General features: G+C 68.9%; 17 protein-coding genes. 5 read left to right on the forward strand and 12 right to left on the reverse strand.

Annotation, left to right across the window (positions count from 1 at the left end):
* Positions 1-33: 33 nt before the first annotated feature.
* From NBY69_RS28915 to NBY69_RS28935, 5 genes are all read right to left on the reverse strand, one after another.
* Positions 34-2,004: an ATP-dependent DNA helicase gene (locus NBY69_RS28915; protein WP_250304831.1), complete on the reverse strand. Its 1,971-nt coding sequence runs from the start codon at positions 2,002-2,004 to the stop codon at positions 34-36.
* 38 nt (positions 2,005-2,042) lie between these two features.
* The gene (locus NBY69_RS28920; RefSeq protein WP_250304832.1) at positions 2,043-3,845 is read right to left on the reverse strand and encodes an IucA/IucC family siderophore biosynthesis protein; all 1,803 of its coding nucleotides are present in this window, start codon (positions 3,843-3,845) and stop codon (positions 2,043-2,045) included.
* A gap of 176 nt (positions 3,846-4,021) precedes the next feature.
* The gene (locus NBY69_RS28925; protein ID WP_374211354.1) at positions 4,022-4,786 is read right to left on the reverse strand and encodes a GNAT family N-acetyltransferase; all 765 of its coding nucleotides are present in this window, start codon (positions 4,784-4,786) and stop codon (positions 4,022-4,024) included.
* 30 nt (positions 4,787-4,816) lie between these two features.
* Positions 4,817-6,751 (reverse strand): IucA/IucC family siderophore biosynthesis protein, encoded by a 1,935-nt coding sequence (locus NBY69_RS28930; RefSeq protein ID WP_250304833.1) that lies wholly within the window; start codon positions 6,749-6,751, stop codon positions 4,817-4,819.
* Positions 6,752-6,778: 27 nt separating this feature from the next.
* Positions 6,779-8,158: a diaminobutyrate--2-oxoglutarate transaminase family protein gene (locus NBY69_RS28935; RefSeq protein WP_250304834.1), complete on the reverse strand. Its 1,380-nt coding sequence runs from the start codon at positions 8,156-8,158 to the stop codon at positions 6,779-6,781.
* 303 nt (positions 8,159-8,461) lie between these two features.
* Here NBY69_RS28935 and NBY69_RS28940 point away from each other — a divergent pair, with 303 nt between their 5' ends.
* Together NBY69_RS28940 and NBY69_RS28945 are read left to right on the forward strand one after the other, a co-directional pair.
* Positions 8,462-9,679 carry a serine protease gene (locus NBY69_RS28940; RefSeq protein WP_250304835.1) on the forward strand — a complete coding sequence of 406 codons (1,218 nt, stop codon included), beginning with the start codon at positions 8,462-8,464 and terminating at the stop codon, positions 9,677-9,679.
* Between the two features lie 57 nt (positions 9,680-9,736).
* A complete protein-coding gene (locus NBY69_RS28945; protein ID WP_250304836.1) occupies positions 9,737-10,912 on the forward strand; it encodes a serine protease in 1,176 nt (391 codons plus the stop codon).
* A gap of 102 nt (positions 10,913-11,014) precedes the next feature.
* Here NBY69_RS28945 and hflX read toward each other — a convergent pair whose 3' ends face one another.
* The 5 genes from hflX to NBY69_RS28970 all read right to left on the reverse strand — a co-directional run bounded on the left by hflX (position 11,015) and on the right by NBY69_RS28970 (position 17,918).
* Positions 11,015-12,520 carry a GTPase HflX gene (gene hflX, locus NBY69_RS28950; protein WP_250304837.1) on the reverse strand — a complete coding sequence of 502 codons (1,506 nt, stop codon included), beginning with the start codon at positions 12,518-12,520 and terminating at the stop codon, positions 11,015-11,017.
* 147 nt (positions 12,521-12,667) lie between these two features.
* On the reverse strand, positions 12,668-14,125 hold the full coding sequence (locus NBY69_RS28955; protein ID WP_250304838.1) for a M1 family metallopeptidase: 1,458 nt from the start codon (positions 14,123-14,125) through the stop codon (positions 12,668-12,670).
* A gap of 67 nt (positions 14,126-14,192) precedes the next feature.
* The gene (locus NBY69_RS28960; protein WP_250304839.1) at positions 14,193-16,316 is read right to left on the reverse strand and encodes a bifunctional (p)ppGpp synthetase/guanosine-3',5'-bis(diphosphate) 3'-pyrophosphohydrolase; all 2,124 of its coding nucleotides are present in this window, start codon (positions 16,314-16,316) and stop codon (positions 14,193-14,195) included.
* 244 nt (positions 16,317-16,560) lie between these two features.
* Positions 16,561-17,433: a diaminopimelate epimerase gene (gene dapF / locus NBY69_RS28965; protein WP_250304840.1), complete on the reverse strand. Its 873-nt coding sequence runs from the start codon at positions 17,431-17,433 to the stop codon at positions 16,561-16,563.
* Positions 17,434-17,480: 47 nt separating this feature from the next.
* Positions 17,481-17,918 (reverse strand): hypothetical protein, encoded by a 438-nt coding sequence (locus tag NBY69_RS28970; protein WP_250304853.1) that lies wholly within the window; start codon positions 17,916-17,918, stop codon positions 17,481-17,483.
* A gap of 239 nt (positions 17,919-18,157) precedes the next feature.
* On the opposite strand from NBY69_RS28970, the gene NBY69_RS28975 reads away from it, so the two are divergent.
* A complete protein-coding gene (locus NBY69_RS28975) occupies positions 18,158-18,325 on the forward strand; it encodes a hypothetical protein (RefSeq protein ID WP_250304841.1) in 168 nt (55 codons plus the stop codon).
* Between the two features lie 135 nt (positions 18,326-18,460).
* The gene (locus tag NBY69_RS28980) at positions 18,461-19,471 is read left to right on the forward strand and encodes a hypothetical protein (protein ID WP_250304842.1); all 1,011 of its coding nucleotides are present in this window, start codon (positions 18,461-18,463) and stop codon (positions 19,469-19,471) included.
* Positions 19,472-19,522: 51 nt separating this feature from the next.
* Here the strand turns inward: NBY69_RS28980 and NBY69_RS28985 are convergent, their stop codons facing one another.
* Positions 19,523-23,746: a S8 family serine peptidase gene (locus tag NBY69_RS28985; RefSeq protein WP_250304843.1), complete on the reverse strand. Its 4,224-nt coding sequence runs from the start codon at positions 23,744-23,746 to the stop codon at positions 19,523-19,525.
* Between the two features lie 642 nt (positions 23,747-24,388).
* Positions 24,389-25,327, reverse strand: a complete 939-nt coding sequence (miaA, locus tag NBY69_RS28990; protein WP_250304844.1) for a tRNA (adenosine(37)-N6)-dimethylallyltransferase MiaA — start codon at positions 25,325-25,327, stop codon at positions 24,389-24,391.
* Positions 25,328-25,798: 471 nt separating this feature from the next.
* On the opposite strand from miaA, the gene NBY69_RS28995 reads away from it, so the two are divergent.
* A complete protein-coding gene (locus tag NBY69_RS28995; protein ID WP_250304845.1) occupies positions 25,799-26,041 on the forward strand; it encodes an antitoxin in 243 nt (80 codons plus the stop codon).
* The last annotated feature ends 71 nt before the right edge of the window (positions 26,042-26,112 follow it).

Here is a 26,112-nt window from a genome sequence, read left to right on the forward strand (position 1 = left end):
CTCCGGCGCACCCGCCTCTTCCACTGACCGGCTCTACCGACCGGCTTCCTTGGCTGCGGCGTCGATGGCACTCAGTGACCTGCGGATCTGGTTACGGTCCGTCGTGAACCAGAAATCAGGCAGCGACGCCCGCAGATAGCTGCCGTAGCGCGCGGTCGCCAGCCGGGGGTCGAGCACCGCGACGACGCCCCGGTCCCCCATGGCCCGCACCAGCCGCCCGGCACCCTGCGCCATCAGGAGCGCGGCATGCGTCGCGGCGACAGCCATGAAGCCGTTTCCGCCGCCCTCCTCCACAGCCTTCTGGCGTGCGCTCATCAGCGGATCGTCGGGCCGGGGGAACGGAATCCGGTCCATCACCACGAGCTGACAGCTCGGTCCTGGCACATCGACGCCCTGCCAGAGCGACAGCGTGCCGAAGAGGCAGGTCTCCGGGTCGGCGGCGAAATTCTTGATCAGCTCGCCCAGCGTCTCCTCGCCCTGGAGCAGAACCGGCTTGTCCTGCCTGCTCCGCAGCTCCTCGGCCGCGGCCTGCGCGGCGCGCATGGACGAGAAGAGCCCGAGCGTACGTCCGCCGGACGCCTCCACCAGCTCGGCGAGTTCGTCGAGCATGTCGGTGCGTGATCCCTCCCTGCCCGGAGCCGAGAGGTGCTTGGCGACATAGAGAATGCCTTGCCTGGCGTAATCGAAGGGCGAGCCGACGTCCAGGCCCTTCCACTGCGGCACGTCCTCCCCCTCGGTGCCTTCGGGCGACAGACCCAGTGAGGCACCGACGCCGTTGAAGTCGCCGCCGAACTTGAGGGTCGCGGAGGTGAGCACGACCGAGCGGTCCGTGAAGAGCTTCTCGCGGAGCAGGCCCGAAACGGAGAGCGGGGCAACTCGCAGCGACGCCCCGAACCGGTCATGGCGTTCGTACCAGACGACGTCGTACTCGGACCCCAGCGTGATCCGCTCGGCGACGTCATGGATGGACTCGACGGACGCCAGCGCCTGTTTCCGTACGACGTCCTCGTCCTGGACCGATTTGTCGCGGGTGGAGCCGAGGGCCGAGATGACGGTCCGGGCCGCGTCACGGAGCGACATCAGCGCGTACCCGAGGTCTTCGGGGATCTCTTCGAGCCGACCGGGGAGCGCCAGCTCCATGACCCGCTCGAAGGTCTCGGAGGCCGTCTGGAGGGCGTCGGCCGCCTTCTCGTTGACAAGCTTCGCGGCTCGGCGCGCGGCCCGGCCGACCTGGCCGGGCGTGAGCTCACCGGTGGCCACACCGGTGACGCGGGACACCAGCTCATGTGCCTCGTCGACGATCAGCACCTCGTGCTGCGGGAGCACCGGGGCGCCTTCGATCGCGTCGATGGCGAGCAGCGCGTGGTTGGTCACCACCACGTCCGCGAGCTTGGCCCGCTCACGGGCGGCCTCGGCGAAGCACTCCGCCCCGTACGCGCACTTGCTCGCGCCCAGGCACTCCCGCGACGAGACGGAGATCTGGCCCCAGGCACGGTCGGAGACGCCAGGGGTGAGGTCGTCGCGGTCGCCGGTCTCCGTCTCGTCCGCCCAGTCCCGCATCCGGATCAGGTCCTGACCGAGTTTGCTGGTGGGAGCTGCCGCCTCGAACGGGTCGAACAGTCCGTCTTCCTCCTCCTGCGGTACCCCCTCGTGGAGGCGGTGCAGACAGAGGTAATTGGAGCGGCCCTTGAGCATGGCGAACTGGGGCTTCCGGCGCAGCAACGGGTGCAGCGCGTCGACCGTACGCGGAAGGTCGCGCTCCACCAGCTGCCGCTGGAGTGCGAGCGTCGCGGTGGCCACCACGACACGCTCCCCATGAGCAAGGGCGGGCACCAGGTAGCCCAGGGACTTTCCGGTGCCGGTGCCTGCCTGGACCAGCAGATGGGCGTTGTCGTCCACCGCGTCGGCGACAGCTTCGGCCATGGTGACCTGACCGGGGCGCTCCGTGCCGCCGACGGCGGAGACGGCAGCGTGCAGGAGCTCGGGGAGGGAGGGCTTCGTCATAGCGGGACCAGCCTACGGGGCAGCACTGACAATCGGGATCACACCTCGTGCAGAGGGTTGGGGACAGTGCCGTGCACGGCCGCGTGCGGGCGGTTCGGGCGGTCGCGGTAGCCGTCGAGGTGGAGACGGTTGCGGTTCAGACAGAGCCGCTCGATCCGAGGAGTGAGCAGGTCGAAGATCTCGTACCGCTCCTTCAGCTCCGGGAACCGGGCCTGGTGGCGCAGGATCTCGGCCCGCACCAGGAGCCAGAAATCGGCTTCGGGGACACCCAGTTGATCTTCGCAGAGCGGCGCCAGATACCGGAAGACGCCGACGAAGAGCCCGGAGTGGATGAATTGTGTGAGGAAGGCAGGCTCCTCGGTCAACAGCACCTGCCGCACGTCGTCGGGCATCGAGTCGTGCTCGGGCAGCGGCTCGGCGCTGATGTTGACGTCGTCGACGAAGTCCTTGATCGCAAGACGTACCGGCACGTCGTGGTCGTCGAAGACAACGATGGCGTTCTCCCCGTGCGGGGAGAAGACGGTTCCGTAGCAGTAGAGGAAGCGCAGCAGCGGCGGAATGAGCGCGGCGAACAACCGGCGCAGCCAGGTGGTGGGAGCCAGCCCCGACCGGGCGACGAGCTCTGCCGTGAAGGAGCGTCCCTGGAGGTCGGTGTGGAGAAGTGAGGCAAGGGTGCGGGCACCCTCCCCGGGGGCCAGCTGCGCGTCGAGCGGCTCGCGCCAGATCGCGCCGAGGAGTTCCCGGTACTGGTACGGAACTTCGGGGAGTTGGTCGTACAGGGGATGCTCGACGGAGACCGAGGCGACTTCGCCCAGCAGGATGACACCGCACTCGTCGCGCAGGAAGGCGTCACCGTCACGCAGTCCCTGGATCCAGGCGGTGACGGCGGGGGCCGCAAGAGTGCGTTCCGTGGGGAGCCCCCGCCAGACCAGTGTGTTGAGGATCGACAGCGGTAGCTTCACCGTGTGCCGGTCGGTGCGGTCCAGGTTGAGGAAGGTGCGGATGGACTGCTGCGGCAGCCGTGGATCGGCGTCCGTGTGGAGCGGGACGATCTCCTGGTGGGCGATGGCCGGCGCGAAGAGCGGCAGGATCGCTTCGTCCCACTGCCAGGGATGCACGGGGAGATAGAGGTAGGCGTCCGGGTCCAGACCCCGGGCCCGTAACTCAGCGGCGAAGGACTCCCGGGTGGGGGCGTCGAGTTCACGGCGGTAGAGCCGGTCGGGGGTGGCGAGCCCGGCGACGCCGCGGTAGCGGGCGAGCTTCGTACTGACCGCGATCCAGGGCAGCCGGACCGGCCTGCGGGACTCCGGGGTCCAGCGGGCGGCGTCGGTCGCGGAGAAGCCGATGCGGCCCTTGTTGAGTACGAGCCAGGGATGGCCGGTCTGGTGGCCTTCGAGCTGCGCGTAGTCGAGGTCGGCGAGATCGGCCGCGGGGAGCGCCGTGTGGTCGAGCCGGGCGTCGGCGGCGAGCGTGGTGGTGAGTTCCCGGACCAGATGGCCGAGCGTGGCACCGTCCAGGGCGAGAAGACGGCGGGCGAGGACGAGGAAGCGGAGCGGGTCGCTGAACGGTTCGCCCTGGAGCTCGATGGTCTCCGGGTCCACGTGCCAGTTCCCGTAGGCACCGCGCCGGGCCCGGAAGGTGAGAGGCAGGTCGTCGTCGAGGGCGAGGAGGTGGCTGTCGCCGTGAACGACGGGTTCGATGATCTCTTCGTAGGCGAAGGCGCTGAGCATCTTGGCGAGGAGACGGCGCGCCGCACGGTCCCAGTCCTTCGGATTCAGCTCGGGAGGAGCGAGCAGCGTCGGTTCTGCTTCGGAGTCAGGGGTGGCAAGTGGCTTCAGCACAGGGACTCCTCGGGGTGGAACCGATACGGCACAAGCGGTGTATCAAAGGCAGCAAGTGATTCACAGCCGGTCGTTCACAAGAGATCACAACAGGTCGTTCTCGGTAGTTCTTTCGCGGAAATGGACTGGCCGAAGGCCATTCACAGGAGGTCATTGACCATGCGTGTGTGCAGGGGCTACTCAGAGGTGTCGGGGCACAGCAGCTCGCGGAGGGACCGGTCACGGACCATGAGGGCTGCCCGCTTGTCCGGAAGGTCGATCTCCGCGGAGAAGCGGAAGCCCGCGCCGAGAAACGCCGCCACGGACGGGGTGTTGCGCAGATCGGGTTCGGCGACGACCCGGGCGCACCGGGGCCGGTTGTCCAGCACGAGATCGGAGACCGTTCGTAACAGCGTGGTGCCGATACCGCGTCCGCGGTCGCGGACTCCGCCGACGAGAAGGTGAATGCCGGTGTCGTGAGGGCGAGCCGGATAGTGCCGGGCAAGGGGGTCGAGATCGGCGCGGTAGATCTCCCAGTAGCTCATCGGGGTGCCTTCGAGCACGCCCAGGCAGGGGGCGCTCCTTCCGTCACCGGCGAGCTGGGCCCGAAGATGAACGGCGGTGACGGACTCGGGTCCCTGCAGCTCCCAGAAAGCGGCGACGGCAGGGTCGTTCATCCAGCTGCTGACGACCGCCAGGTCACGCCCGACGTCCACAGGAACGAGCTGGAACTGCCCGGCAGGGGTCGGGACCGGGCCCCATGCGCCCGGGTCGTCGAGCAGATCGTCACCGGTGCAGGGGCGGGTGAGGGGCAGAGGCCCGGTCGCCGGGCCCGCATCGTGGAGGAGCGACATCAGTTCATCGGGCAGCCGCAGATCAAGGGTGTCCTCGGCTCCCCGGTCGGCCCGACAGGCAGGGCCGGTCCCGGTCACGGTGTCGGTACTCGCATCGATGGAGGGCACGACGACGCTCCTCTTCTCATGTGGGTCGGGTCATGTACCGCTGGAATAGAGCGGGTTGGTGAAGCTGACGTAGACGGACTGGGTTTCGACCGGTCCGACGAGTTCGTCGAGGCCGTGCAGTCGGGTCAGCAGATTTGCCTTGGTGCGCAGGACAGGGGTGTCCAGAAGTTTGGCGGTCAATGGGGAGCCGAGGGGGACGGTGGTGGTGAGGAATTTCCGGAGGGCAGCGATCAGCAGGCGTTCATCGCCGAGTTGCTCGGCACCGAAGGCGCCGATGAGTCCGAAGATGTTGTTGATACCGAGGTAATAGGCGAAGCGTTCATCGGTGACAGCGTCGGCGACAAAGGTGTCGCTGGTCGCTCCGATACCGGGGAGGCGCCGCTCCAGTGCGTCGCGATGGGATTCGCGGAAGTAGTAGCCCTGGTTGTCGCGGTAGCGCCCGCCGACAGGCCACCCTGCGGGGTCGAGGATGACGAGGGTGTTCTGCTGATGGGCTTCGAGGGCGATACCGGCGGTGCCGTCCAGCCAGAGCACCGGGCGTACGACATGGTCCAGATAGCGCAGGAACCACTCGGCCGCGACGGCTCCGGTGGTCCGGCCGGTGCGGTGGGCGAGTCCGGTCACGATGTCGGCGAGGCGCGAGCGCGCACCTCGCCCGTCGGCACGGGGATGAACGGAGGTGAGACCGGCGATGCATACGGCGTCGTCGCCGGGGCCGAAGGGGTTGTGGCGCAGGACGACGTCGAGCCCGGTGAGTGGTTCGCCGTCCGTCGTGTTCACCGCGAGCCAGGCCGGATCGCGCACGATGTCGAAGCCGGGGTGGACGGCCCGCCACTGCTCACCGAGCCCGCCTCTCAGTACGCGGTGGACCTCGACGCCCCGGTGGAGTTCCTTACGGAGGTTCTCCCGGCGGGAGTTGGTGATGCGAACGCCCAGGGAGAGCTTGAGCATCGCCTCTGCGCCGGGCCGGTGAACGGTGCGGACGGACGAGGTGGGATGCCAGGGGGCGCCGTACGGGCCGAGGTCACGCAGGAGCCCGGCGTCGAGGAGGGAGGCCACAGCCGGGCGATGCGCGAGGTCGCGGGCCTGCCAGGGGTGCAGCGGGAGGAGGGCGGTGTCATCGGGACGCTGGAGAACTCCGGCCAGGCGGGCGGTGAGCTGGTCCGCGGCGACAGTGCGCCCACGCTCGGTCCACGCCGAGTCCTGTGCCAGGACCGAACGGTCGACAGCCAACCAGTGCAACGGGAAGGAGCCTCGCAACTCGGGCGAGTACAGGCCGACTTCTGCATCGGAGAGGCCTTCGCGGCTCTTCGGGGTGGGATGGAGCGGGTGCCCCAGAAGAAGGGACTGCTCCGCGGTGAGGAAGAGGTCCGCCTCGGGCGACGGCCCCGGATTGATGCGACGGTCAGCGATGAAGGAGGCGGTGCGACGTACCGAGTCGGCCACCCTGCCGACCAGTTCGGCGCCTCCGTGCCCCCCTGCTTCCCGACCGAGCAGCGCAGCGACGGTGACCGCGTCGGCGAGCGGTGCGCGCAGGGACCCGCCTTCGAGCGACGGCCTGCCGAACCGGTGCCAGCCCGTGGCGGACCAGTAGTGCACGGGGACGAGCAGTGCGGTACCGCTGGCGTACAGAGGGATACGCAGGAGAGGCCCGGCCGGCCGGGCCAGGTTGTTCTCCCGGACCCAGCAGCGGAGCAGGTTCTCGACGGTGGCACCGTCAGCCGCGGTGTTCGCGTCCGGATCGTCGAGGAAGCCGGGTGTCAGATGACGCTCGGGGACAGTGCTCCCCGTACTCGTGCCCCCGGTCTTCTGGCGCGGAACGGTCTCCGAACCGACCGACCCGGAATCGACCGGCAGAACGCCGGACGCTCCCGAACAAACCATGAGCGGGTCGACCGCGAAAAGGCCGGGGACCGCGGGTGGGGCTGGGGCCTCGGACACATCAGATTCGGGGGTGGTGTTCACGGAGTGCTTCCTTGTGGGGGGCCGGGATCAGAGGGGAGGGCGGGTCTCATGACGGCGGTACACGGTGCGCTCAGCGGCGGCCAGGGCATCGGCCAGCCGGTCGAGCACCGCTTCCGCCTGCTCATCGGTGAGAGTGAGTGGGGGCAGCAGGCGGACGACGCTGGAGTGGCGGCCACCGAGTTCGACGATGAGTCCTCGGGCCAGACATTCACGCTGTACGGCGGAGGCGAGCACGGGTGCGGCGGGCGCCGGGCCCGGGACGCCGGCATCCCCGGCCTCCGGGTCGACGATCTCCACGCCGATCATGAGGCCCCGGCCACGTACGTCCCCGATGCCGGGGTGTTCACCGGCCAGTTGCCGCAGTCGGCCGATGATGCGCGTACCCAGGTCGGCCGCGCGCTCGGCGAGCCGGTTCTCGCGGACGTACGCGAGGGTCGCCGCACCTGCCGCCATGGCGAGCTGATTGCCCCGGAAGGTGCCGGCGTGCGCACCGGGCTCCCAGACGTCCAGTTCCGGCCGGTAGACGATGACCGCCAGGGGGAGGGAGCCGCCGATGGCTTTGGACAGCACCATCACATCGGGCACGATCCCGCTGTGTTCGACCGCCCAGAAGGCGCCGGTGCGCCCGACGCCGGTCTGGACCTCGTCGGCGATCAACGGAATGGAGCGGTCCGCGGTGATCTCGCGCATGCGGCGGACCCAGTCGTCAGGGCCCGGGATCACACCACCCTCGCCCTGCACCGGTTCCAGGATCATCCCGGCCGGTGGGACCACGCCCCCCTTGGGATCGTCGAGCAGGTTCTCGGTCCAGCGGGCGGCGAGTTCACCGCCGCGTTCCCCTCCCACGCCGAACGGGCAGCGGTAGTCCTGGGGATACGGCAGCCGGGTCACCCGGACGTCGGTGGCGCCGCCCGACACGGCCAGGGCTCCGGCCGTCATGCCGTGGTACGCGCCCGTGAACGCGAGGATCCCGCTGCGCCCCGTAGCGGTGCGCACAAGTTTCAGGGCTGCCTCGACCGCGTCCGTACCGGCGGGTCCGCAGAACTGGATGCGGGCCTGATCGCCGAACTGGCGCGGCAGGGTCTCGAAGAGTTCCGTGGTGAAGGCGTCCTTGACCGGTGTGGCGAGATCCAGCACATGCAGGGGGGCGCCCGAATCGATGACCTTCTTGATCGCTTCGAGCACCACCGGGTGGTTGTGGCCGAGAGCCAGCGTCCCCGCTCCCGACAGACAGTCGAGATACCGCCGCCCGTCCGCGCCCTCGATGGTCAGGCCCCGCGCCCTGACCGGCACGATCGGCAGCGACCGCGCGTAGGTACGGGCGGCGGACTCACGCATCGACTGCCGGCGCAGGATCCCTTCGTGCGCCGTGGTCGGCGCCGCCGGAGCAGATTTGGTCACAGCCACAGCTGTTGGTCCTCCCGCTGTAACGGTTCGGTCGTCGCGCGTTCTTGTCGCGCCTTCTCGTGCACGTCGCGTCGTACGCCCGTCGACGCCGGGGCCGGGCGCAGCGTAAAACCCCCATACGTAACAACGACGGCAGCGGCCCGGGATCACGGGTGAGTCGCAAGATCATTGAGGCTGCGGAACCGCAGCCCTGCCGGATACCGTCCCCATCGGCACCGGCATAGTGGGGCCCGCACTTCAGTTCCACCGTGCCGAAATCACGTGCCGAATTCAGTTGTTCCGGAGTCCCAGGGGGATCACCACATGCGACCGCTCCGCCCAACCCGCACACCACGTCGCGGGAACGCCCGCCGCCGAACCCTCCCTGTCATAGCCGCAGTTGGCCTCTCAGGGATACTCGCTCTCTCCGCCACCGCCTGTGGGCCCGGCGACGACAACGCCAGTGACAAGCCGGACACCAGCGCCTCCACGCCGTCGGACGGCAAGATCACCATCCCGGACGATCTCAAGGACAAGCTGAAGAAGCACGGCGTCGATCTGAGCAAGTGGAAGAGCGGCGAATGGAAGAACTGGGACAAGGACAAGTGGCTGCGTGAGGCCCAGGACTTCTTCAACCCGATCATCTCCGGGCTCTGGGACCCGGACCGGATGCGCGGCGCGGCCAAGCCCCCGGAGAACCCTGTCGACAACGACATCTCCGGCGACAAGGGAGTCACCGACCCGACCCCGGCGCCGGTGACCGCGCAGAACGTGAAGTCGCCGTACCACGCGACTCTCCCCGAAGCAGGCAAGATCTTCTTCGACGGCCCCGAAGGATCGATGGTCTGCTCGGCGACGGTCGTGCAGGATCCGGCGCATCCCGGAAAGTCCAACATGGTCTGGACCGCGGGCCACTGCGTGCACGCGGGGAAGAAGGGCGGCTGGTACCGCAACATCGCCTTCGTCCCCTCGTACAACAACAGCGCCAAGTCCGCGGCACAGTTGCAGAACGCCAAGAAGGAAGAGGTCGCACCGTACGGCGTCTTCTGGGCCGACTGGGCTCAGACCTCGGACCAGTGGATCAGCGGCGGCGGGCCCACCGGCGGTCAGGGAGCTCCGTACGACTTCGCGGTGCTGCACGTCGTGCCCGAGAAGGGCAGCACCAAGTCCCTTGAGGAGACGGTCGGCGGCGCGCTCCCGGTGAACTTCAACGCACCGGCCGTGCCGAAGATCGCGAGCCTGACGGCCACCGGTTACCCGGCTGCCCCGCCCTACGACGGCCAGAAGCTGTTCCAGTGCGCCGACCAGCCGGGCCGCCTCTCGATCGCCACGGCCGATCCGACGATGTACCGCATCGGCTGCACGATGACCGGGGGCTCCTCCGGCGGCGGCTGGATCGCCAACGGTGCGGACGGCAAGCCCGCCCTGGTGTCCAACACCTCCATCGGCCCGGTGACGGCCGGCTGGCTGGCCGGCCCGCGCCTGGGCAAGGAAGCCAAGGGCGTCTACGACTCGGTCAGCAAGAAGTACGCGGACCGGTAAGCAGGGCGGCCGGCGCGTCGGCAGCAACGACCAGACACCCCCAGGGGGAACAACTCCATGCGATCCATCCGTCCGATCCTCACTGCCACCGGTATCGCCGCGGCCCTGGCGCTGACGGCGACCGCCTGTGGCGGGGGCGACGACAAGGCATCCGGCTCGGCGGCCGACAAACCCGTCGCTTCCGCGCCCGCCGGTGCCAAGGCCGGTACCGCAGCAGATCTGGCCGACACCCTGAAGAAGCACGGCCTCGACCCGGAAAAATGGCAGAACGGCGAGTGGAAGAACTGGGACAAGGACAAGTGGCTGCGTAGTGCCAAGGACTTCGTCAATCCTGTGGTCAAAGACCTGTGGAAGCCCGACCGCATGAAGCAGGCCAAGGATCCGCAGAAGACGATGGACGCTCGCGACATCTCCGGCGACCAGAACGTCACCGACCCGGAACCCGCGCCGGTGAAAGCGCAGGAGGAGAAGCACCCGTACCACCGGTACGCGGCGCCCGTGGGCAAGGTCTTCTTCGACTCCCCCGAAGGTTCCATGGTCTGCTCGGGAACCGTCGTCAAGGACCCGAAGAACCCGGGCAGGTCCAACCTCGTGTGGACCGCCGGTCACTGTGTCCACGCGGGCGGCAAGGGCGGCTGGTACCGGAACATCATGTTCGTTCCGTCGTACAACGACCAGGGCAGGTCGGTCGCCCAGCTGCGCACCGCACGACAGCAGGAGATAGCCCCGTACGGCACCTACTGGGCCGACTGGGCCATGACCTCCAATGCGTGGATCAACGACGGCGGCCCGACCGGCGGCCGGGGGGCGCCGTACGACTACGCGCTTCTGCACGTGAAGCCGGAGAACGGCGGCAAGTCGCTCGAAGAGACCGTCGGCAATGCGCTGGCTGTCGACTTCAACGCCCCGGAGGCCAAGGACATCTCGGCGATGGGCGCCTGGGGCTACCCGGCGGCTCCGCCGTTCGACGGACAGCTGATGAACAAGTGCGTCGACCGGCCGGGACGACTGTCCATCAGCCCCGGCACACCGACGATGTGGCGCATCGGATGCACCATGACCGGCGGCTCGTCCGGCGGCGGCTGGTTCATCACCGGGAAGAACGGGAAGTCGGAGCTGGTCTCCAACACCTCGATCGGACCGGTCACTTCGGGCTGGCTCGCGGGGCCGCGTCTCGGCCAGGGCGCGGAACAGCTCTACAAGGCCATGAGCACCAGGTTCGCCGGCCGGTAGAGCGCAGCAGAGGACCACTGAACGGCTGCTGAACGGACCGAAGGCCCGCCCCCGGGAAATCGCCGGGGACGGGCCTTCGGTCCGGTGCGGTGAACCGCGACGTCAGTGCGCGACCGGAAGGTACGGCGCCAGATCGGCGGCCAGCTCCTCGTGCACCCGCGCCTTCAGCAACGTGCCCTCCGGGGTGTGCTCCTCGGAGATCACCTCGCCGTCGGTGTGCGCACGGGCGACGAGCTGTCCCTGCGTGTACGGCACGAGCACCTCCACCTCGACCTGAGGCCGGGGCAGTTGCTCGTCGATCAACGCGAGCAGCTCCGCGATGCCCTGGCCCGAACGGGCCGAGACAGCGATGGCGTGCCGCTCGATACGCAGCAGCCGCTGCAGCACCAGCGGATCGGCCGCGTCCGCCTTGTTGACCACCACGATCTCCGGCACGTCGGTCGCGCCGACGTCCCTGATCACCTCACGCACGGCGGCGAGCTGCTCCTCCGGCGCCGGGTGCGAGCCGTCCACGACATGGAGGATCAGGTCGGATTCGCCGACCTCTTCCATGGTGGAGCGGAACGCCTCGACGAGGTGGTGCGGCAGGTGCCGGACGAATCCGACCGTGTCCGCCAGGGTGTAGAGCCTGCCGCTGGGCGTCTCGGCCTTGCGGACCGTCGGGTCCAGGGTGGCGAACAGGGAGTTCTCCACCAGTACGCCCGCACCCGTGAGGCGGTTGAGCAGCGAGGACTTCCCGGCGTTCGTGTACCCGGCGATGGCGACCGACGGCACCTTGTGGCGCTTGCGCTCCTGCCGCTTGATGTCGCGGCCGGTCTTCATCTCCGCGATCTCCCGGCGCATCTTCGCCATCTTCTCGCGGATCCGTCGCCGGTCCGTCTCGATCTTGGTCTCACCGGGACCACGGGTCGCCATTCCGCCGCCCGCCGACCCCGAACCGCCACCACCCATCTGCCGGGAGAGCGACTGACCCCAGCCACGCAGACGCGGCAGCATGTACTGCATCTGTGCGAGCGCGACCTGGGCCTTGCCCTCACGGGACTTGGCGTGCTGGGCGAAGATGTCGAGGATCAGTGCCGTACGGTCGACGACCTTGACCTTGACGACATCTTCCAGATGGATCAGCTGGCCAGGGCTGAGTTCACCGTCGCACACGACGGTGTCGGCACCTGTTTCGAGCACGATGTCCCGCAGCTCCTGGGCCTTGCCCGAGCCGATGTAGGTGGCCGGGTCGGGCTTGTCGCGGCGCTGGACGACTCCGTCGAGGACCAGCGCACCGGCCGTCTCGGCGAGAGCGGCGAGCTCCGCGAGGGAGTTGTCCGCGTCCTGGGCGGTCCCTGAGGTCCAGACGCCCACCAGCACCACACGCTCCAGGCGCAGCTGCCGGTACTCGACCTCGGTGACGTCCTCCAGCTCGGTGGAGAGACCGGCCACGCGCCGCAGGGCAGCACGCTCCGAGCGGTCGTACTGATCGCCGTCCCGCTCCCCGTCGATCTTGTGGCTCCAGGCGACGTCCTCTTCCATCAGGGCATCGGCCCGAAGGCTTTCGTTGAAGCTCTGCGCGTCCTGCTCGTGCGCGTCCTGGGAAGTGGAGGAAGAGGAGGTCATTGGATCCCTACGTCGAAGCCGATGGAAGTTTCGTTCAACAGTCACAACGCGTGACCGGCGCCGATGATTCCCGAAGGTCCCACCGGGCCCGGCAGCGCCGCCGACCCGTCGATAGTGGCACGGTCCGGCACCGCCGTCACCAGGATTTCATCGCTTGCCCACCGGCTTCGGCGGCGCGCTCCGCCAGTCCGGGTGGCCGGGCATCGGCGGGGTCTTCTTCGCGTACAGCCAGCTCCGGAAGAAGCCGGACAGGTCCCGTCCGGCGATCCGCGACGCCAGCGCGGCGAAGTCGGCGCTGGTGGCCGACCTGTCGCGGTACGTACTCGCCCAGGTGCGCTCCAGCGTCCCGAAGGCTGCGGTGCCGATCTCCTTGCGCAGTGCGTAGAGCACGAGAGCACTGCCGTCGTAGACGACGGGGCGGAAGATGCTGATCTTCTGCCCCGGTACGGGCGGCTCGGGTGCGGCGGGCGGGCCGTCGGAGGCACGCCAGCCGTCGGAATCGCGGTAGGCGTCGCGCATCCGTTCATCCAGCGACTTGCCGTCGTGCTCGTCCGCGTAGAGCGCCTCGTACCAGGTGGCATGGCCCTCGTTGAGCCACAGGTCGGACCAGCGGTGCGGCGAGACGCTGTCGCCGAACCACTGGTGGGCCAGCTCATGGACCATGACCGAGTCGACGTACCACTCCGGGTAGGAGGAGCGCGTGAACAGCGACCGCTCGAAGAGCGACAGTGTCTGGGTCTCCAGCTCGAAGCCGGTGTCCGTGTCTGCGATGAGGACGCCGTACGTCTCGAAGGGGTAGGGCCCTGCCTTCGACTCCAGCCACGCCAGTTGGCCCGGCGTCTTCTTCAGCCAGGGTTCCAGCTTCTGCCGGTCCGCCGCCGGTACGACGTCGCGCACCGGCAGCCCGTGCGGCCCCGCCCGGTGGATCACGGCCGAGTCGCCGATCGAGACCTGGGCCAGCTCGGTGGCCATGGGGTGGCGCGTCCGATAGGTCCAGGTGGTGTCGGCCCCGTGGGTGGTCCGGGGTCCGGGCAGGCCGTTGGCGACGACGGTCAGCTTCTTGGGCGCGGTCACCCGGAAGGTGAAGAACGCCTTGTCGGAGGGGTGGTCGTTGCAGGGGAAGACCCGGTGGGCCGCGTCCGCCTGGTTGGCCATGGCCAGTCCGTCGGCCGTCCGCACCCAGCCGCTGTCCGACGCACCGCGCGGATCGCTGGTGTGCCGCACGGTGATCCGCAGCCGCCCGCCCGCCGGTACCGCCTCGGCCGGTGTCACGACCAGGTCCTCGCCCGCCGTGGCGAACCGGGCACGCGCACCGTTCACCTCGACGGAGCGCACGGTGCCGCGGGCGAAGTCGAGGTTGACGCGGTCCAGCGGCGCGGTGGCCCGCGCGTCGATACGGGTGACCGCCTCCAGCGGTTTGTTGTTGCTGCCCGGGTAGGTGAGACCGATGTCGTACGAGAGGACGTCGTACCCGGGGTTGCCCAGATACGGAAAGAGCGGGTCGCCGATACCGAGGGGTACGGGCGCGGGCAGGGCGGCGGCGACGAGGGCTGCCGAGGCGGCCGCCAGCATGACGGCTCGCGGGCGCCGGGAGTTGAACAGCATGAATTACGGCTACCAGCGCAGGGACCACGCACCCCGTCAGACCGTGCCGGGCCACCCGAACGGGTGGTCAGGCGGTGGCCGGATGCTGGGCCCGGCTCACGTCGTACACGCCGGGCACGTCGCGCATGGAACGCATCAGGGCGGGAAGTCCGGCGGCGTCCGGAAGTTGCAGGGTGTAGGTGTGCCGCACGCGCTGCTCGGTGGGGGGCTCCACGGTGGCCGAGACCACCGCGACACCGGCGGTGGCGATGGCCTCGGTGAGATCGGCGAAGAGCCGGGGCCGTCCGAACGCCTCGGCGATCAGGGTGACCCTGCAGTCGCCGGTTGCACCCCAGTTCACCGCGACGGGGGACCGTCCCAGGGCCAGCATCCGGGTGACCGAGGGGCATCCGTCGCGGTGCACGGTGACGACGCCGCCACGCACCGTGAAGCCGGTGACGGCGTCCGGCGGCACCGGCGTGCAGCAACCGGCCAGCCGCACCGTCGTGTTCGGCACGTCCACGACGGCACCCGCTGCCGCCCGGCGCACCGCGCCGCCGGTCACGGAGGCGGTCGGCCTGGGCGCCGTCGCCGGTACGGCGGCGCCCTCCGGATGTTCGGCGAGCCAGCTGGTGATCGCGATACGCGCGCCGGGTGTACGCACATGGCCGAGCCAGTCCGGCGAGGGACCGGAAGCGGCGTCACCGGCGAGCAGCAACTGGACGGTGTCACCGTCGCCGAGCACCGTACTGAGCGTGGCAAGGCGCCCGTTGACCCGTGCGCCGATACAGGAGTGCGCCCCCTCGCCGTACCGGGCGTACGCCGCGTCCACGCAACTGGCGCCGGCCGGCAGCCCCAGCGTCCCGCCCTCGGCGTGGAACACGGTGATCTCCCGGTCCTGCGCCAGATCCGCCCGCAGTGTGGTCCAGAACGTGTCCGGATCGGGGGCGGACTCCTGCCATTCGAGGAGCCGGGAGAGCCAGCCGGGACGTGTGGGGTCGGCGCGTACGCCGTCCGCGGTGTCGTCGGCGGGCTGGGCGCCGTCGGCCGGCGCATAAGGATTGCCCAGGGCGACGACCCCGGCCTCCGCGACCTTGTGCATCTGGTGCGTACGGATGAGGACTTCGGCGACGGCCCCGTCGGAGCCGGCGACCGCCGTGTGCAACGACTGGTAGAGGTTGAACTTGGGGGCGGCGATGAAGTCCTTGAACTCCGAGATCACCGGGGTGAAACAGGTGTGCAGTTCCCCCAGTACCGCATAGCAGTCGGCATCCTCGCCGACGAGCACCAGGATCCTGCCGAAGTCGGTGGGGCGCAGCTCCCCGCGCTTGATCCTGATCCGGTGAACGGAGACGAAGTGCCGTGGTCTGATAAGGACTTCGGCCGCGATGCCGGCTTCCCGCAGGACCTGTCTGACCTCGTCCGCCATCGCACCGAGGGGATCCCCCGCGGTGGACTGCGCGGCGATGAGGGCGCGGGTGAGTTCGTACTCCTCGGGACGCAGGATCGCGAAGGCCAGGTCCTCCAGCTCGGTCTTGAGCGCCTGCACACCGAGCCGTTCCGCGAGCGGGATCAGCACGTCGCGGGTGACCTTGGCGATCCTCGCCTGTTTCTCGGGGCGCATCACACCCAGGGTGCGCATGTTGTGCAGCCGGTCGGCGAGCTTGATCGACATGACCCGGACGTCATCGCCGGTGGCGACGAGCATCTTCCGGAAGGTTTCGGGTTCGGCGGCGGCCCCGTAGTCGACCTTCTCCAGTTTGGTCACGCCGTCGACGAGATAGCAGACCTCGTCGCCGAATCCCGTACGTACCTGGTCGAGCGTCACCTCGGTGTCCTCGACGGTGTCGTGGAGCAGGGAAGCGGTCAAGGTCGTGGTCTCCGCGCCCAGTTCGGCGAGGATCAGGGTCACGGCGAGCGGGTGCGTGATGTACGGCTCGCCGCTCTTGCGCATCTGGCCGCGGTGCGACGACTCGGCGAGTACGTACGCCCGGCGCAGTACGGCGAGATCGGCGTCGGGGTGGTGCGCCCGGTGGGCTTCGGCGACGTGTCCGATGGCGTCGGGCAGACCGCCTCGCGAGGCGGGCCCGAACAGCGCGGCGCGGCCCAGCCTGCGCAGATCGATCCTGGCCCGCCCGCGCCGACGGCCCGGGGTGTCGGCCGGACGGAAGTCCGGGGACGCACCGTTGGGGCTGGCGGCCTCTGCACTCATGGGCACCTCCGGCAGTGTCGACCGGCGGTGGACTGGCTGCGATTGCGCGTTCCGGGCCGGTGCTTGATGCTATCGAGCCCACCACGCGGTGCCCGCCCGCTCTCGCCCAGCGTGAAACTGATCACCCATTCGAGCGAAGTCCGGGGCGTGTTTCGAAAGTTCAGCCCGCCCGGCCGCTTCTGGTGTGTTGGGCCGCGGCGTTGCGAACATGTTCCGGTCCGGTCGGCCTTGACCGGAACAGGTCCTAGGAGAGAGCCGTTTCCTGGAACGCGGGGTCGAGTGTGCCTTCGGCGACGATCACGGCCGGACCCGTCATCTCGATCTCACCGTCCGGCAGCTCGGTGATCACCAGGCGCCCGCCGGGGAGGTCGACCGTGTACGTCACGGGGGCCCCGGTGACCGCCGGATCGACGCCGTCCCTACGGGCCGCGGCGACGGCCACGGCGCAGGCGCCCGTACCGCAGGAGCGCGTCTCGCCCGAGCCGCGCTCGTGCACCCGCATGGCCACGTGACGCGCGCCGCGGTCCACGACGAACTCGACGTTGACGCCGTCCGGATAGACGGACTCCGGGCTGACCGGCGGCGCGGAGAGCAGGTCTCCGGCATGCACCAGATCGTCGACGAAGGCGACGGCGTGCGGATTGCCCATGTTGACGTTGCGCGCGGGCCAGCTCCGGCCGCCGACCGTGACGGTGGCGCTGTCGGCGGGGAGTACGGCACGTCCCATGGAGACCGTGATGTCGCCGTTCTTCGCGAGGTGGACCTTCTTCACGCCGCCCCGGGTCGCCACGGCCAGGTCTCCGTCGGCCACCAGTCCGGCCCGCTGGAGGTAGTGGGCGAAGACGCGGGTCCCGTTGCCGCACATCTCGGCGATCGAGCCGTCGCTGTTTCGGTAGTCCATGAACCACTCGGCCTCGTCCGCCATCGCTCGCGCCTCGGGATGCGCGGCGGACCGTACGACATGCAGCAGACCGTCGCCGCCGATGCCGGCCCTGCGGTCGCACAGGACGGCGACCGTGGATGCGGGCAGGGCGACGGCGTTGTCCGGGTCGGGGATGATCACGAAGTCGTTCTCGGTCCCGTGGCCCTTGAGGAAGGCGATCTGCGAGGTGCTCACAGGGTCCATCGTACGAGGTGAGGACGGACCGGGGTGACGGCGCCGGTTCAGCGCAGCCGGGCCACCCGGCCGACGGCGAGCGCCACGACCACGCAGAAGGTGACCACGTAGAGCCCCACCACGCGCCAGTCCGGCCGCACCCCGGAGCCTCTGGCCGGCAGACCCGGCCAGGCGTAGCCGACGCGCCGGGCGGCCATCATGCCCCAGCCCGCGGCGCAGCAGCTGATCAGCAGCCCCAGCATCGCGACCACGGGTCCGCCGTCACCGAATTCGAAGGCGAGGGGGAACGCGAACATCAGCGATCCGACGGCGGCGAGCACCACGATCGGCGCGATCTGCCAGATCCGGAGCCGCCGCTGGGGGCGCAGCTCGACCTCGACCTCGGGGGCCACTTCGGTGATGTCCAGCGCATCGGGCCCGTCGGGGCTCAGCTGCGCCGCCTCGTCCGGGGTTCCGTGTTCTCTGTCGCGAGGGCCGGCCTCCATCGCCACGCGCCCTCCCCACTCGGACTCCACTTGTCGATCGCAGATCGATGATGGCACGCCGTCAGACCCCGCATTGACGGGCGGAGCGTCCCGATGCCATCACGTGATCAGGCTGTTATAGCCCCGCTTTAGGGTTTACGCAGGTCAGGCGCGTGCTGCTGGTCAGCGAGTCAGCAATAGCCCCAGGTCAGCGCCCGATTGACCGGTCGCGACCGGCCCGAAGAAAGGCCCTCTCCATCATGTCGAACAAGCTTGCGCGGGGTAGGGGGAGCTTCTTCGAGCCCTGCGAGTGCCGCCGGCCGTCGAGCTGCCCGCACCTCTACGCGATCCGGTTCCGCAACACCTGGGGCAAGCAGACCGACGAGTCCGGCTTCCCCACCCAGGACGCCGCCATCGAGCGCGCCTGACCGAGCTCCACACGGCCGTCGAGGCCCGCCTGCGGCAGACCGGAGTCGAGGAAGGCCCGGCGGGACGGACTCCCCCGGCGTGAACAGGCCCACCGGAGAACCGTCCGGCAGCCCCGGGCGATACTGTCGAGCATCATGGATACCGACCCCGCCATACAGATCCCACCCGGGTCGTTGTCCGGCGTCGGCCTTACGGATGCCCCGGAATCTGTGTACCGGGCGATCGTCGCGCAGCTGGCGATCCAACCGGATGAACTCGTCGAGGCCACCGGGCTGACCGTCGAATCCGTCACCGCGTCCATCGGGACACTCATCTCGCGTGGCTTGGTCGACGCCAGCGGCGGCACGCTCACCGCGGTTTCCCCTTTGCTGACTCTTGGCGACCTGGTCGCCAAGAGCGAGAGGGACGCCAGAATGGCCCGCGCGGCGCTGGACGAACTCGCCGATCATCATCGGTCGATCCGTCAACAGGAAGAGTTCCGCGGCCTCGAGGTGATCCACGGACGCGCGAACATCGGTGGCTGGATCAATCATCTGATGCGCGCCACCGAACGAGAGCTGCGATTGTTCGCCAAACCGCCGTTCGGAGTGGTCGGTGTCGCGGAAACCGACTCGGAGAAGGAGTTGGCCGTCCGCGGGTTGGCCGAGCGGGTGATCATCGAGCGGTCGCTGCTCGATGAACCGGAGACCGAGCAGGATCTACTGGCGTCCCTGGACCGCGGCCAGCAGATCCGACTGGCCGAGACGCTGCCGAGCAAGTTGCTGATCGCCGACGATTCGATGGCCCTGGTGCAACTCGACGAAGGCGGTCCGTCCCACGATGTCGTGGTGGTGGTGCGGCCCGGCGGCCTGCTCACGTCCCTGACGACGCTGTTCGAGTCGTTGTGGGAGCGTTCGATCCAGCTGCGGGAGGCTCCGGGACGGCGGATCGAGCCGTATCCGGCGTCCGAGGACGCCCTGAGCGATCCCATGGACCGGAAGGTGTTGGCCTTGTTGCTCGCCGGGCACACGGACGGGGTGGTGGCGACCCGGCTCGGCGTCGGGCTGCGGACAGTTCAGCGTCGCGTCCGGCATCTGATGGACATGGCCGGCACCGACTCCCGGATCCTTCTCGGCTGGTACGCACGCGACCGTGGCTGGCTCTGAGTCGCCTCGGGCCGGCCACGGTCGCGGTTGGTGCAGAAGAGCTGTTCGGATCTATTTGGCGATCAGATCCGGAATGTGCAGCAGAACGGTGCTCGACGACGAGCCCTTGGGTCCGCCCTCGCCGTAGATCATCAGATCGTGCTGGTCGTTGATGCCAAAGGAATAGGTCGGCAGGAACCAGTCATTGCCGGGAATCATCGACGACAGATCCCACAGCCGGCCTTGCGGATCCCACAGTGCCGCGACCTCGAAATCGGGCTGCAGCTCCACCGTACCGAGGATCCAGCCGTCGCTGGTGATCTTCTCCGCCGTGGCGTTGAACCCGTAGTCCGGCAGGCGTTTCATGCCGGCCGACGGCGTCCAGACGAACGCGTCGTCCCCGCTGGCGCCGACCACCGAGCCGGCCGCGTTGACCCCGAGGGCCACCGAATTGGACTGCCCCGAAAGGGTACCGAGATTCGTGACCCTGCCGGTCGAGGTATTCCAGCTGACGGCCCGTTGCGCACCTTCGGTGGTGAGCGACGACCCGACCGCAACCCCTTGGGCGTTGATCGCCCTCGGCTGGGTTTCCGTGGTGTTGGCCGACAGCTGAGCCAGTTTGGTGAATCCGCCGGTCTTGGTCCAGCTGAACGGGTCGACGTAGGTGTGTCCCTGACTGTTCTCATCCTGATACTCAAGGCTCGCGAACCCGACGACGGTGCCTCCGTCGCTGATGCCGGTGGCATATCCGCTGCTGTACGCCTTCTCCCGCCACTCCGGCAGCCCGAGATCAGTCACATTGCCGTCGGCTGCCCACGTTGCTGGACGGTCGCTCCCATCCTTGTAGTGGAGCATCCCGGCCGCTTCCTGCCGCTCGTTCATGTCCAGCGCTGAGCCGTACGCCCCCGTGCCGAGGTTCAAGTCGGTGAAACCCGCGTCCTTGGTCCAGGTGGTTGGCGTCATCTTCGCGTTGACCTGCCGATCGCCGGCGACCGTGCCGTTGTTGGTGAGTTTCGCGCCGACGAAAGGCTTTTCCCACTTCAGCGCCTCCATCTTCGGCGCGACAACGCTGTTGATCCGGACCGTCGCAGCACCCACGATCGTGCCGTCGGCGTTCGCAACTCGGACCCGGCCGATGACGGGCTCGGTCGTCTGGGTGACCGCGCTCAGGTCGATGCCGGCGGCCACCGGCATCGACTGCCCCGGCCTCAGCAGGGACGCCTTGTCGGACGTGGCAGCTATGGTGCCGATACCGCGGGAGAACATCTCCTCGTGATAGTCGAAGGTCGCCGGCCCTGATGGGACGTCGGCGCCGGTCACCACCACGAAGTAGGTGCCGGGCGCCGGATCGTCCAGGACGATCCGCTCGACACCGGGCCCGATGTTCATGCTGGTGCCCACGATGCCGCGGGCACCGACGATGTACATGTCGAGATCGGCATCGTCGGCGCGGGACGTCAGCGCCACGTCCAGTCGCGTCGACTGCCGCGGCACGTCGACACGATTCGACGTGAGCTGTCCGTTGGCGACGGTGGAGAACAGGTTCCTGACGAACCCGAGCTCACCGTCAGTGGCGTGGAGCTTCGCCGTGCCCCAAGTGTTCGTCCCGGTGAACTGGACCGACTCCTTCTGGTGCACGGTGGCCGACTGCAGGGTCGTCACGTCAGGCGCGAACGACATTCCCTGCAGGGCGACCGTTGCCGTAAAAGGATTGCGAGCAACGCTCGAGGTCCGTCGCGCTTCGACCACGAACTCCCAGATGCCCGCCTTCGGTCGCAGCACGGCCCTGGACTTCGGATCGCATCCGGCCGGGTCGGGGTAGCCGGTGTAGCAGTGATCGCTGGCGTTGGAGTCGGCCGGGATCCCGTCGGGATCGACGGGCAGGACTCGCATCTGGCTGCCCTCGGCCTGTCCCGCCAGGTTCAGTTGCAGGGCCTCGACACCTTCCGGCACCGCAACCAGGAACGAGGTCGTTCCGGTGCGGCCCAAGGTTCCGGCCTTCCTGACCTGGTACGTCGGGCCGCTCAGCGGTTTCGCCGCCAACACCGTCACCGCTACGAACCGGTCGATGCCAGTCGTGGTCGGATCATCGATGGTCATGATCGCGCTGTGCACGCCGGTCGTCTTCGGAGTGGCGGTCACCGTCACCGTGTTCGAGGCGCCGAGAGTCGACGACAGGGTCTTCGGTGCCCGGAACGTGCCGTCGTTGCCGACCCAGCCGATCCGGCTCGTGGTGTGCCCTGCCTTCCCGTTGGTCCTCGTCACCGTCACCCGGTACGACTTATCGGTCCCGACCGGCTGGCCACCCGACCCGGGCAGGCACCGGTTGTAGATCCCGGCGCCCCTGTTCGGCGTGGCCAGATTGCCTGACAGCGCCGTGCACACCGGGGCGGAGACGTCGAAGTTGTTGGTCCGCACGCCCTTCGAAAGCATCTTCCAGGCTGCCGGAATGTTGACCAGTCCGGCACCCTGGGCAGTGGTCGGCACACCGTCGATCGGCGTCGCCGTTCCGGTGAGCACGGAGCGGAGCGCCGTCGGACCGGCTTCGACGTTCCGGGACTTCGCCGCCGACAACAACAGGGCCGCGGCCCCCGTCACCTGAGGTGCTGCCATCGAGGTGCCGTTCATCATGCCGTAGCCGACCGGCAGGGAGTAGCCCGCCTCCGGCACGGCCTGCCCTTCCAGCCAGCCGGGGATCGAGGAGACCGCCGCTCCCGGGGCGCTGACCGCGGGTGCGAGCGCGCCGTCCTCGGACGGGCCGTGCGAGGAGAACCCGAACAGACCTTGCGGTGCATCGACCGCGGAACCGTAGTCGGCCCACCAGGTCTTCTTGCTCACCGACGCCGCAACAGCCAGCACCGAGGAGGAGACGGACGGGGAGCCAACGGTATTGGTGCCCGCGCCCTCGTTACCGGCCGCCACCACGATCTGCACGCCGAAGCGGCTGGTCAGCTTGTTGTACAGCTGGGATATCACGTCGGATCCGTCGTTGAGCGCCGGCAACCCGCCGACCGAGAGGTTCACCACGTCGACGCCGCGATTGACGACCAGGTCGATCATCCCTTCGGTGAGGGCCGCCTCGGTGCAGCCGCCGCCCCAGGTGCAGGCCCGGGACGAGACGATCTGCGCGCCGGGAGCCACACCGTGCATCGCGCCGCCGAGCAGAGATGTACCCGCGATGATCCCGGCGACGTGCGAACCGTGCGCCCCCGACGGCAACCCGATGTTCACATAGTTCATCACCTTGCCGACGTTGCTGCCGCCCAGTGGCGACAGGTCGACGTTGTCGCGGTATTCCACGACGAACGGAATCCGTTCGGTGACGGCGGTCTGCGGATCCTCGGTGCCGAAATGGCCGATCTGCCGTTGCCGGCCGTAGGGCGACATCGCCGGCGTATCGGTGAAGTCGTGGTCGCCGTCGGAGTCCACCCACACCTGGTGGGTCTGCGGGTCGTACAGCACGCCGAACCGGTCGTTGGTACTGCCGTTGTTGTTGAGGTCGCCACCGAAATCACTCTGGGTGGTGGCCATCTCGTAGAACAGGCCGAGTTGGAACTTTCCTTCCGGGGCCGTCCAGGTGGCCCCGGCGTAGTCGAACCGGGGGCCCGTCACCGCCTTGCTCATCTGCACCCAGGTTCCGTCGCCATCCGTCACCGGATCGGTGGCCGTCACCCAGTCGACCACCTTCGGCCGACCGTCGCTGGTCTTCTGAAGGGCTGCGTGATCGAGGTCGACGCCGGTGTCGAGCACCCCGACGGTGATGCCGCGTCCATCCGACTTATGGTTTGCCGCGACAAAATCGGTGGCCCCGATGTCGTTGACCGGCAGGTACGGATTGTCGGCAGGGGTGGTCGCGTTCGGCGCCGCCGGGTGAGCGGCGCCGGCCTTGGCATCGACCGGGCTTACGGCGTTGCCCAACTGCGGGCTCGGCACGCGGTAGGTCTTGTCGAGATCGATGGCCTTCACCACCGGGAGCGCAGCCAAACTCTGTACCTTGCCGGTCGGAACGGTGGCCCGGACGTAGCCGATCTCCGGCTGGACCTTGCCGACTGTCCCGCCGGCTTTGGCGACGGCGGCGGACACCTCCTTGGTGTTGCCGGAGTCCGCGAGCAGCATCACCGTCACGGTCTTGGCCTTGGTGGCCTGCGCCTGCTGCAGCACCTGGGTGTCGTGGGCGCCGAGCTTCTCCGAACTCCGGCCGGCGGGCGCCGTGGCATCCAGCGGCTTGAAACCCTTGTCGTCCGTGGGTGGCTGATACAGATCGCTGTCAGCGGGCGACGCCGCGGAGAAGGGCACCGGAGGGCCGCTGGTCGCCGGACCGTCGGCACCTGGACCGTGCGGTGCCGCGGCGGCGATGGTCGGCTGCCCGATGCCGAGGGCCGCAGCGGCCATCACCGCGGTGCCGATGATGATGAGTGAGCGGGGTCGCCGTCGTCTCATATCGCTCCTTCGGGTTCCGTTACCGGGCTCGGTCGCGGGCCCGTCCTGGAAACCTCGCAGCAGGAACAGACACGCAGCAATGACCAGTGCCCGGCGGACGTGCGACATGGCGGCCTTCCGCCACGACCCCGGAATGCAAGACGAGCAGGACGGCGGCGAAGACGGCCCAGGACAGGAGGAACCCGAACGATCAGAACGCTCGAGATGCTTGATCGGCGGCTATTGCGCCCAGGTCGCGAAGCTCGTCAGGGACACCGACGCGGACGCAGTCCTGAAGCTCTACCCGTTCTGCACGTTCACCCGCGGCGCCACGCCCCCGGCATTGATAGCGCAGGCGAACGTCCCCAACGGCACGAAGATTTCCGAAGGAATCAGCAGGCTGGCCCGCTGCCCTACCCGCAGGCATCACAGCAGCTCTCCCGTCAGAACACTCTCTGGCCTGCTTCGATAAAGCCCAGGGAGTGCTTCCCGCTACGCAATCGATCTCTCGTCACGTGATCAGGCTGTGACCGCCCGTTCGACCAACGCCAGGGCGCGCCGCGGAAGTTCCGAGCGGTCCGCGGCGGCCCCGCTGAGCCACTGCACCCGTGGATCACGGCGGAACCATGAATCCTGACGGCGCGCGAAGCGCTTGGTGGCGCGTACGGTCTCGGTGCGCGCTTCCTCCTCGGTGCACTCCCCCGCGAGGGCCGCGAGCACCTGCTGGTACCCGAGCGCGCGCGACGCCGTACGCCCCGTACGGAGGCCCTGAGCCTCCAGCGTGCGCACCTCGTCCACCAGCCCGGCCTCCCACATCCGGTCGACGCGCAGGGCGATGCGCTCGTCCAGCTCCGGACGGGCGACATCGACGCCGATCTGCACGGTGTCGTAGACCGGATCGGGTCCGGGAAGGTTGGCGGTGAAGGGCTTGCCGGTGATCTCGATCACTTCCAGCGCCCGGACGATACGGCGGCCGTTGCTCGGCAGGATCGCCACGGCGGCCTCCGGGTCGGCGGCGGCCAGCCGGACGTGCAGCGCGCCAGGTCCGTGCTGCTCCAGTTCCGCCTCCAGCCGCGCCCGTACGTCCGGGTCGGTGCCGGGGAACTCCAGGGCGTCGATGGCCCCTCGGACATACAGCCCGGAGCCACCCACCAGAACCGGGGTGCGGCCCGCGGCGAGGAGCCGGTCGATCTCCGCGCGGGCCAGCCGCTGGTACTCGGCGACGCTGGCCGCCTCGGTCACGCTCCAGATGTCGAGGAGGTGGTGCGGGACGCCGCCGCGCTCTTCCAGCGTCAGTTTGGCTGTCCCGATATCCATCCCCCGGTAGAGCTGCATGGAGTCGGCGTTGACGACCTCGCCGTCGAAATGCCGGGCGAGAAAGACGCCCAGGTCGGACTTTCCGGCCGCGGTGGGACCGACGACGGCGATGACCCGCGCTGCGGGAGCTGCACTTCTCACCCCCTCAGTCTCGCAAACCCCCGGCCCTGTCCCCGAATGAGTTACGTGACAGACGGCTGGCCGGGTTCGTTTCCTGTTGCGAGGTTCCGGTTCCGGTTCCGAGGTTCCGACTGCCGGTTCGCGGACCGGCGCCCCGGGCGGCGCACTCAGGCGCTCCGGACGGCGCGGAATACCGCTCAGACGAGTACGTTATGGAGTGAATATGGGTATTTTTTCAGTGTTTCGCCGAAAGTCGAAAGTCGCTGCCGAGGAGCTTGCCGGGGAGACTGAGGCCATTGCCCCGACGGCGGAGCCCACGCCGGAGGGCGAGACCGGGGAGCCTCAGGTGGGTGAACCGGCGGAGGGCGCCGCGGTCCGCTCTGCCGGGGAGGTCGAGATTCCCCGGCAGCAGTCTGCCGCTGCGGCAGCCGACAACGAAGCCGGTGAGGGCGTTCGCAAGTAGGTCGCCCACAAGAGGGAAGTAGGCCCACCATGGGATTCCTGGACAACCTGAAAGCCAAACTCGCGCCCGCCAAGGACAAGGTCTCGGACCTCGCGCAGCAGCACGGGGACAAGATCGGGCAGGGGCTGGACAAGGCCGCTCAGACGGTCGACTCCAAGACCAAGGGCAAGTACAGCGACAAGATCGAGTCGGGCACGGGCAAGGCCAAGGAGGCCCTGGACCGCCTCTCGCACAAGGACGACGGCGGCCCCACGCCGCCTCCTGCCTCCTGAACGGAGATGCGGCGGGCGGCCGGTGGAGCACAGCGCCCCCCCCCCCCCCCCCCCCCCGCCCCCCCCCCCCC

It is taken from the genome of Streptomyces sp. A 4/2, assembly GCF_940670765.1.
GTDB lineage: Bacteria > Actinomycetota > Actinomycetes > Streptomycetales > Streptomycetaceae > Streptomyces.

Coding starts and splice junctions, on each gene's coding strand:
- NBY69_RS28980 (WP_250304842.1), top strand. CDS start 18,461: ATGGATACCGACCCCGCCATACAGATCCCACCCGGGTCGTTGTCCGGC.
- NBY69_RS28915 (WP_250304831.1), bottom strand. CDS start 2,004: ATGACGAAGCCCTCCCTCCCCGAGCTCCTGCACGCTGCCGTCTCCGCC.
- NBY69_RS28940 (WP_250304835.1), top strand. CDS start 8,462: ATGCGACCGCTCCGCCCAACCCGCACACCACGTCGCGGGAACGCCCGC.
- NBY69_RS28945 (WP_250304836.1), top strand. CDS start 9,737: ATGCGATCCATCCGTCCGATCCTCACTGCCACCGGTATCGCCGCGGCC.
- hflX (WP_250304837.1), bottom strand. CDS start 12,520: ATGACCTCCTCTTCCTCCACTTCCCAGGACGCGCACGAGCAGGACGCG.
- NBY69_RS28970 (WP_250304853.1), bottom strand. CDS start 17,918: ATGGAGGCCGGCCCTCGCGACAGAGAACACGGAACCCCGGACGAGGCG.
- NBY69_RS28975 (WP_250304841.1), top strand. CDS start 18,158: ATGTCGAACAAGCTTGCGCGGGGTAGGGGGAGCTTCTTCGAGCCCTGC.
- NBY69_RS28995 (WP_250304845.1), top strand. CDS start 25,799: ATGGGATTCCTGGACAACCTGAAAGCCAAACTCGCGCCCGCCAAGGAC.
- NBY69_RS28960 (WP_250304839.1), bottom strand. CDS start 16,316: ATGAGTGCAGAGGCCGCCAGCCCCAACGGTGCGTCCCCGGACTTCCGT.
- NBY69_RS28955 (WP_250304838.1), bottom strand. CDS start 14,125: ATGCTGTTCAACTCCCGGCGCCCGCGAGCCGTCATGCTGGCGGCCGCC.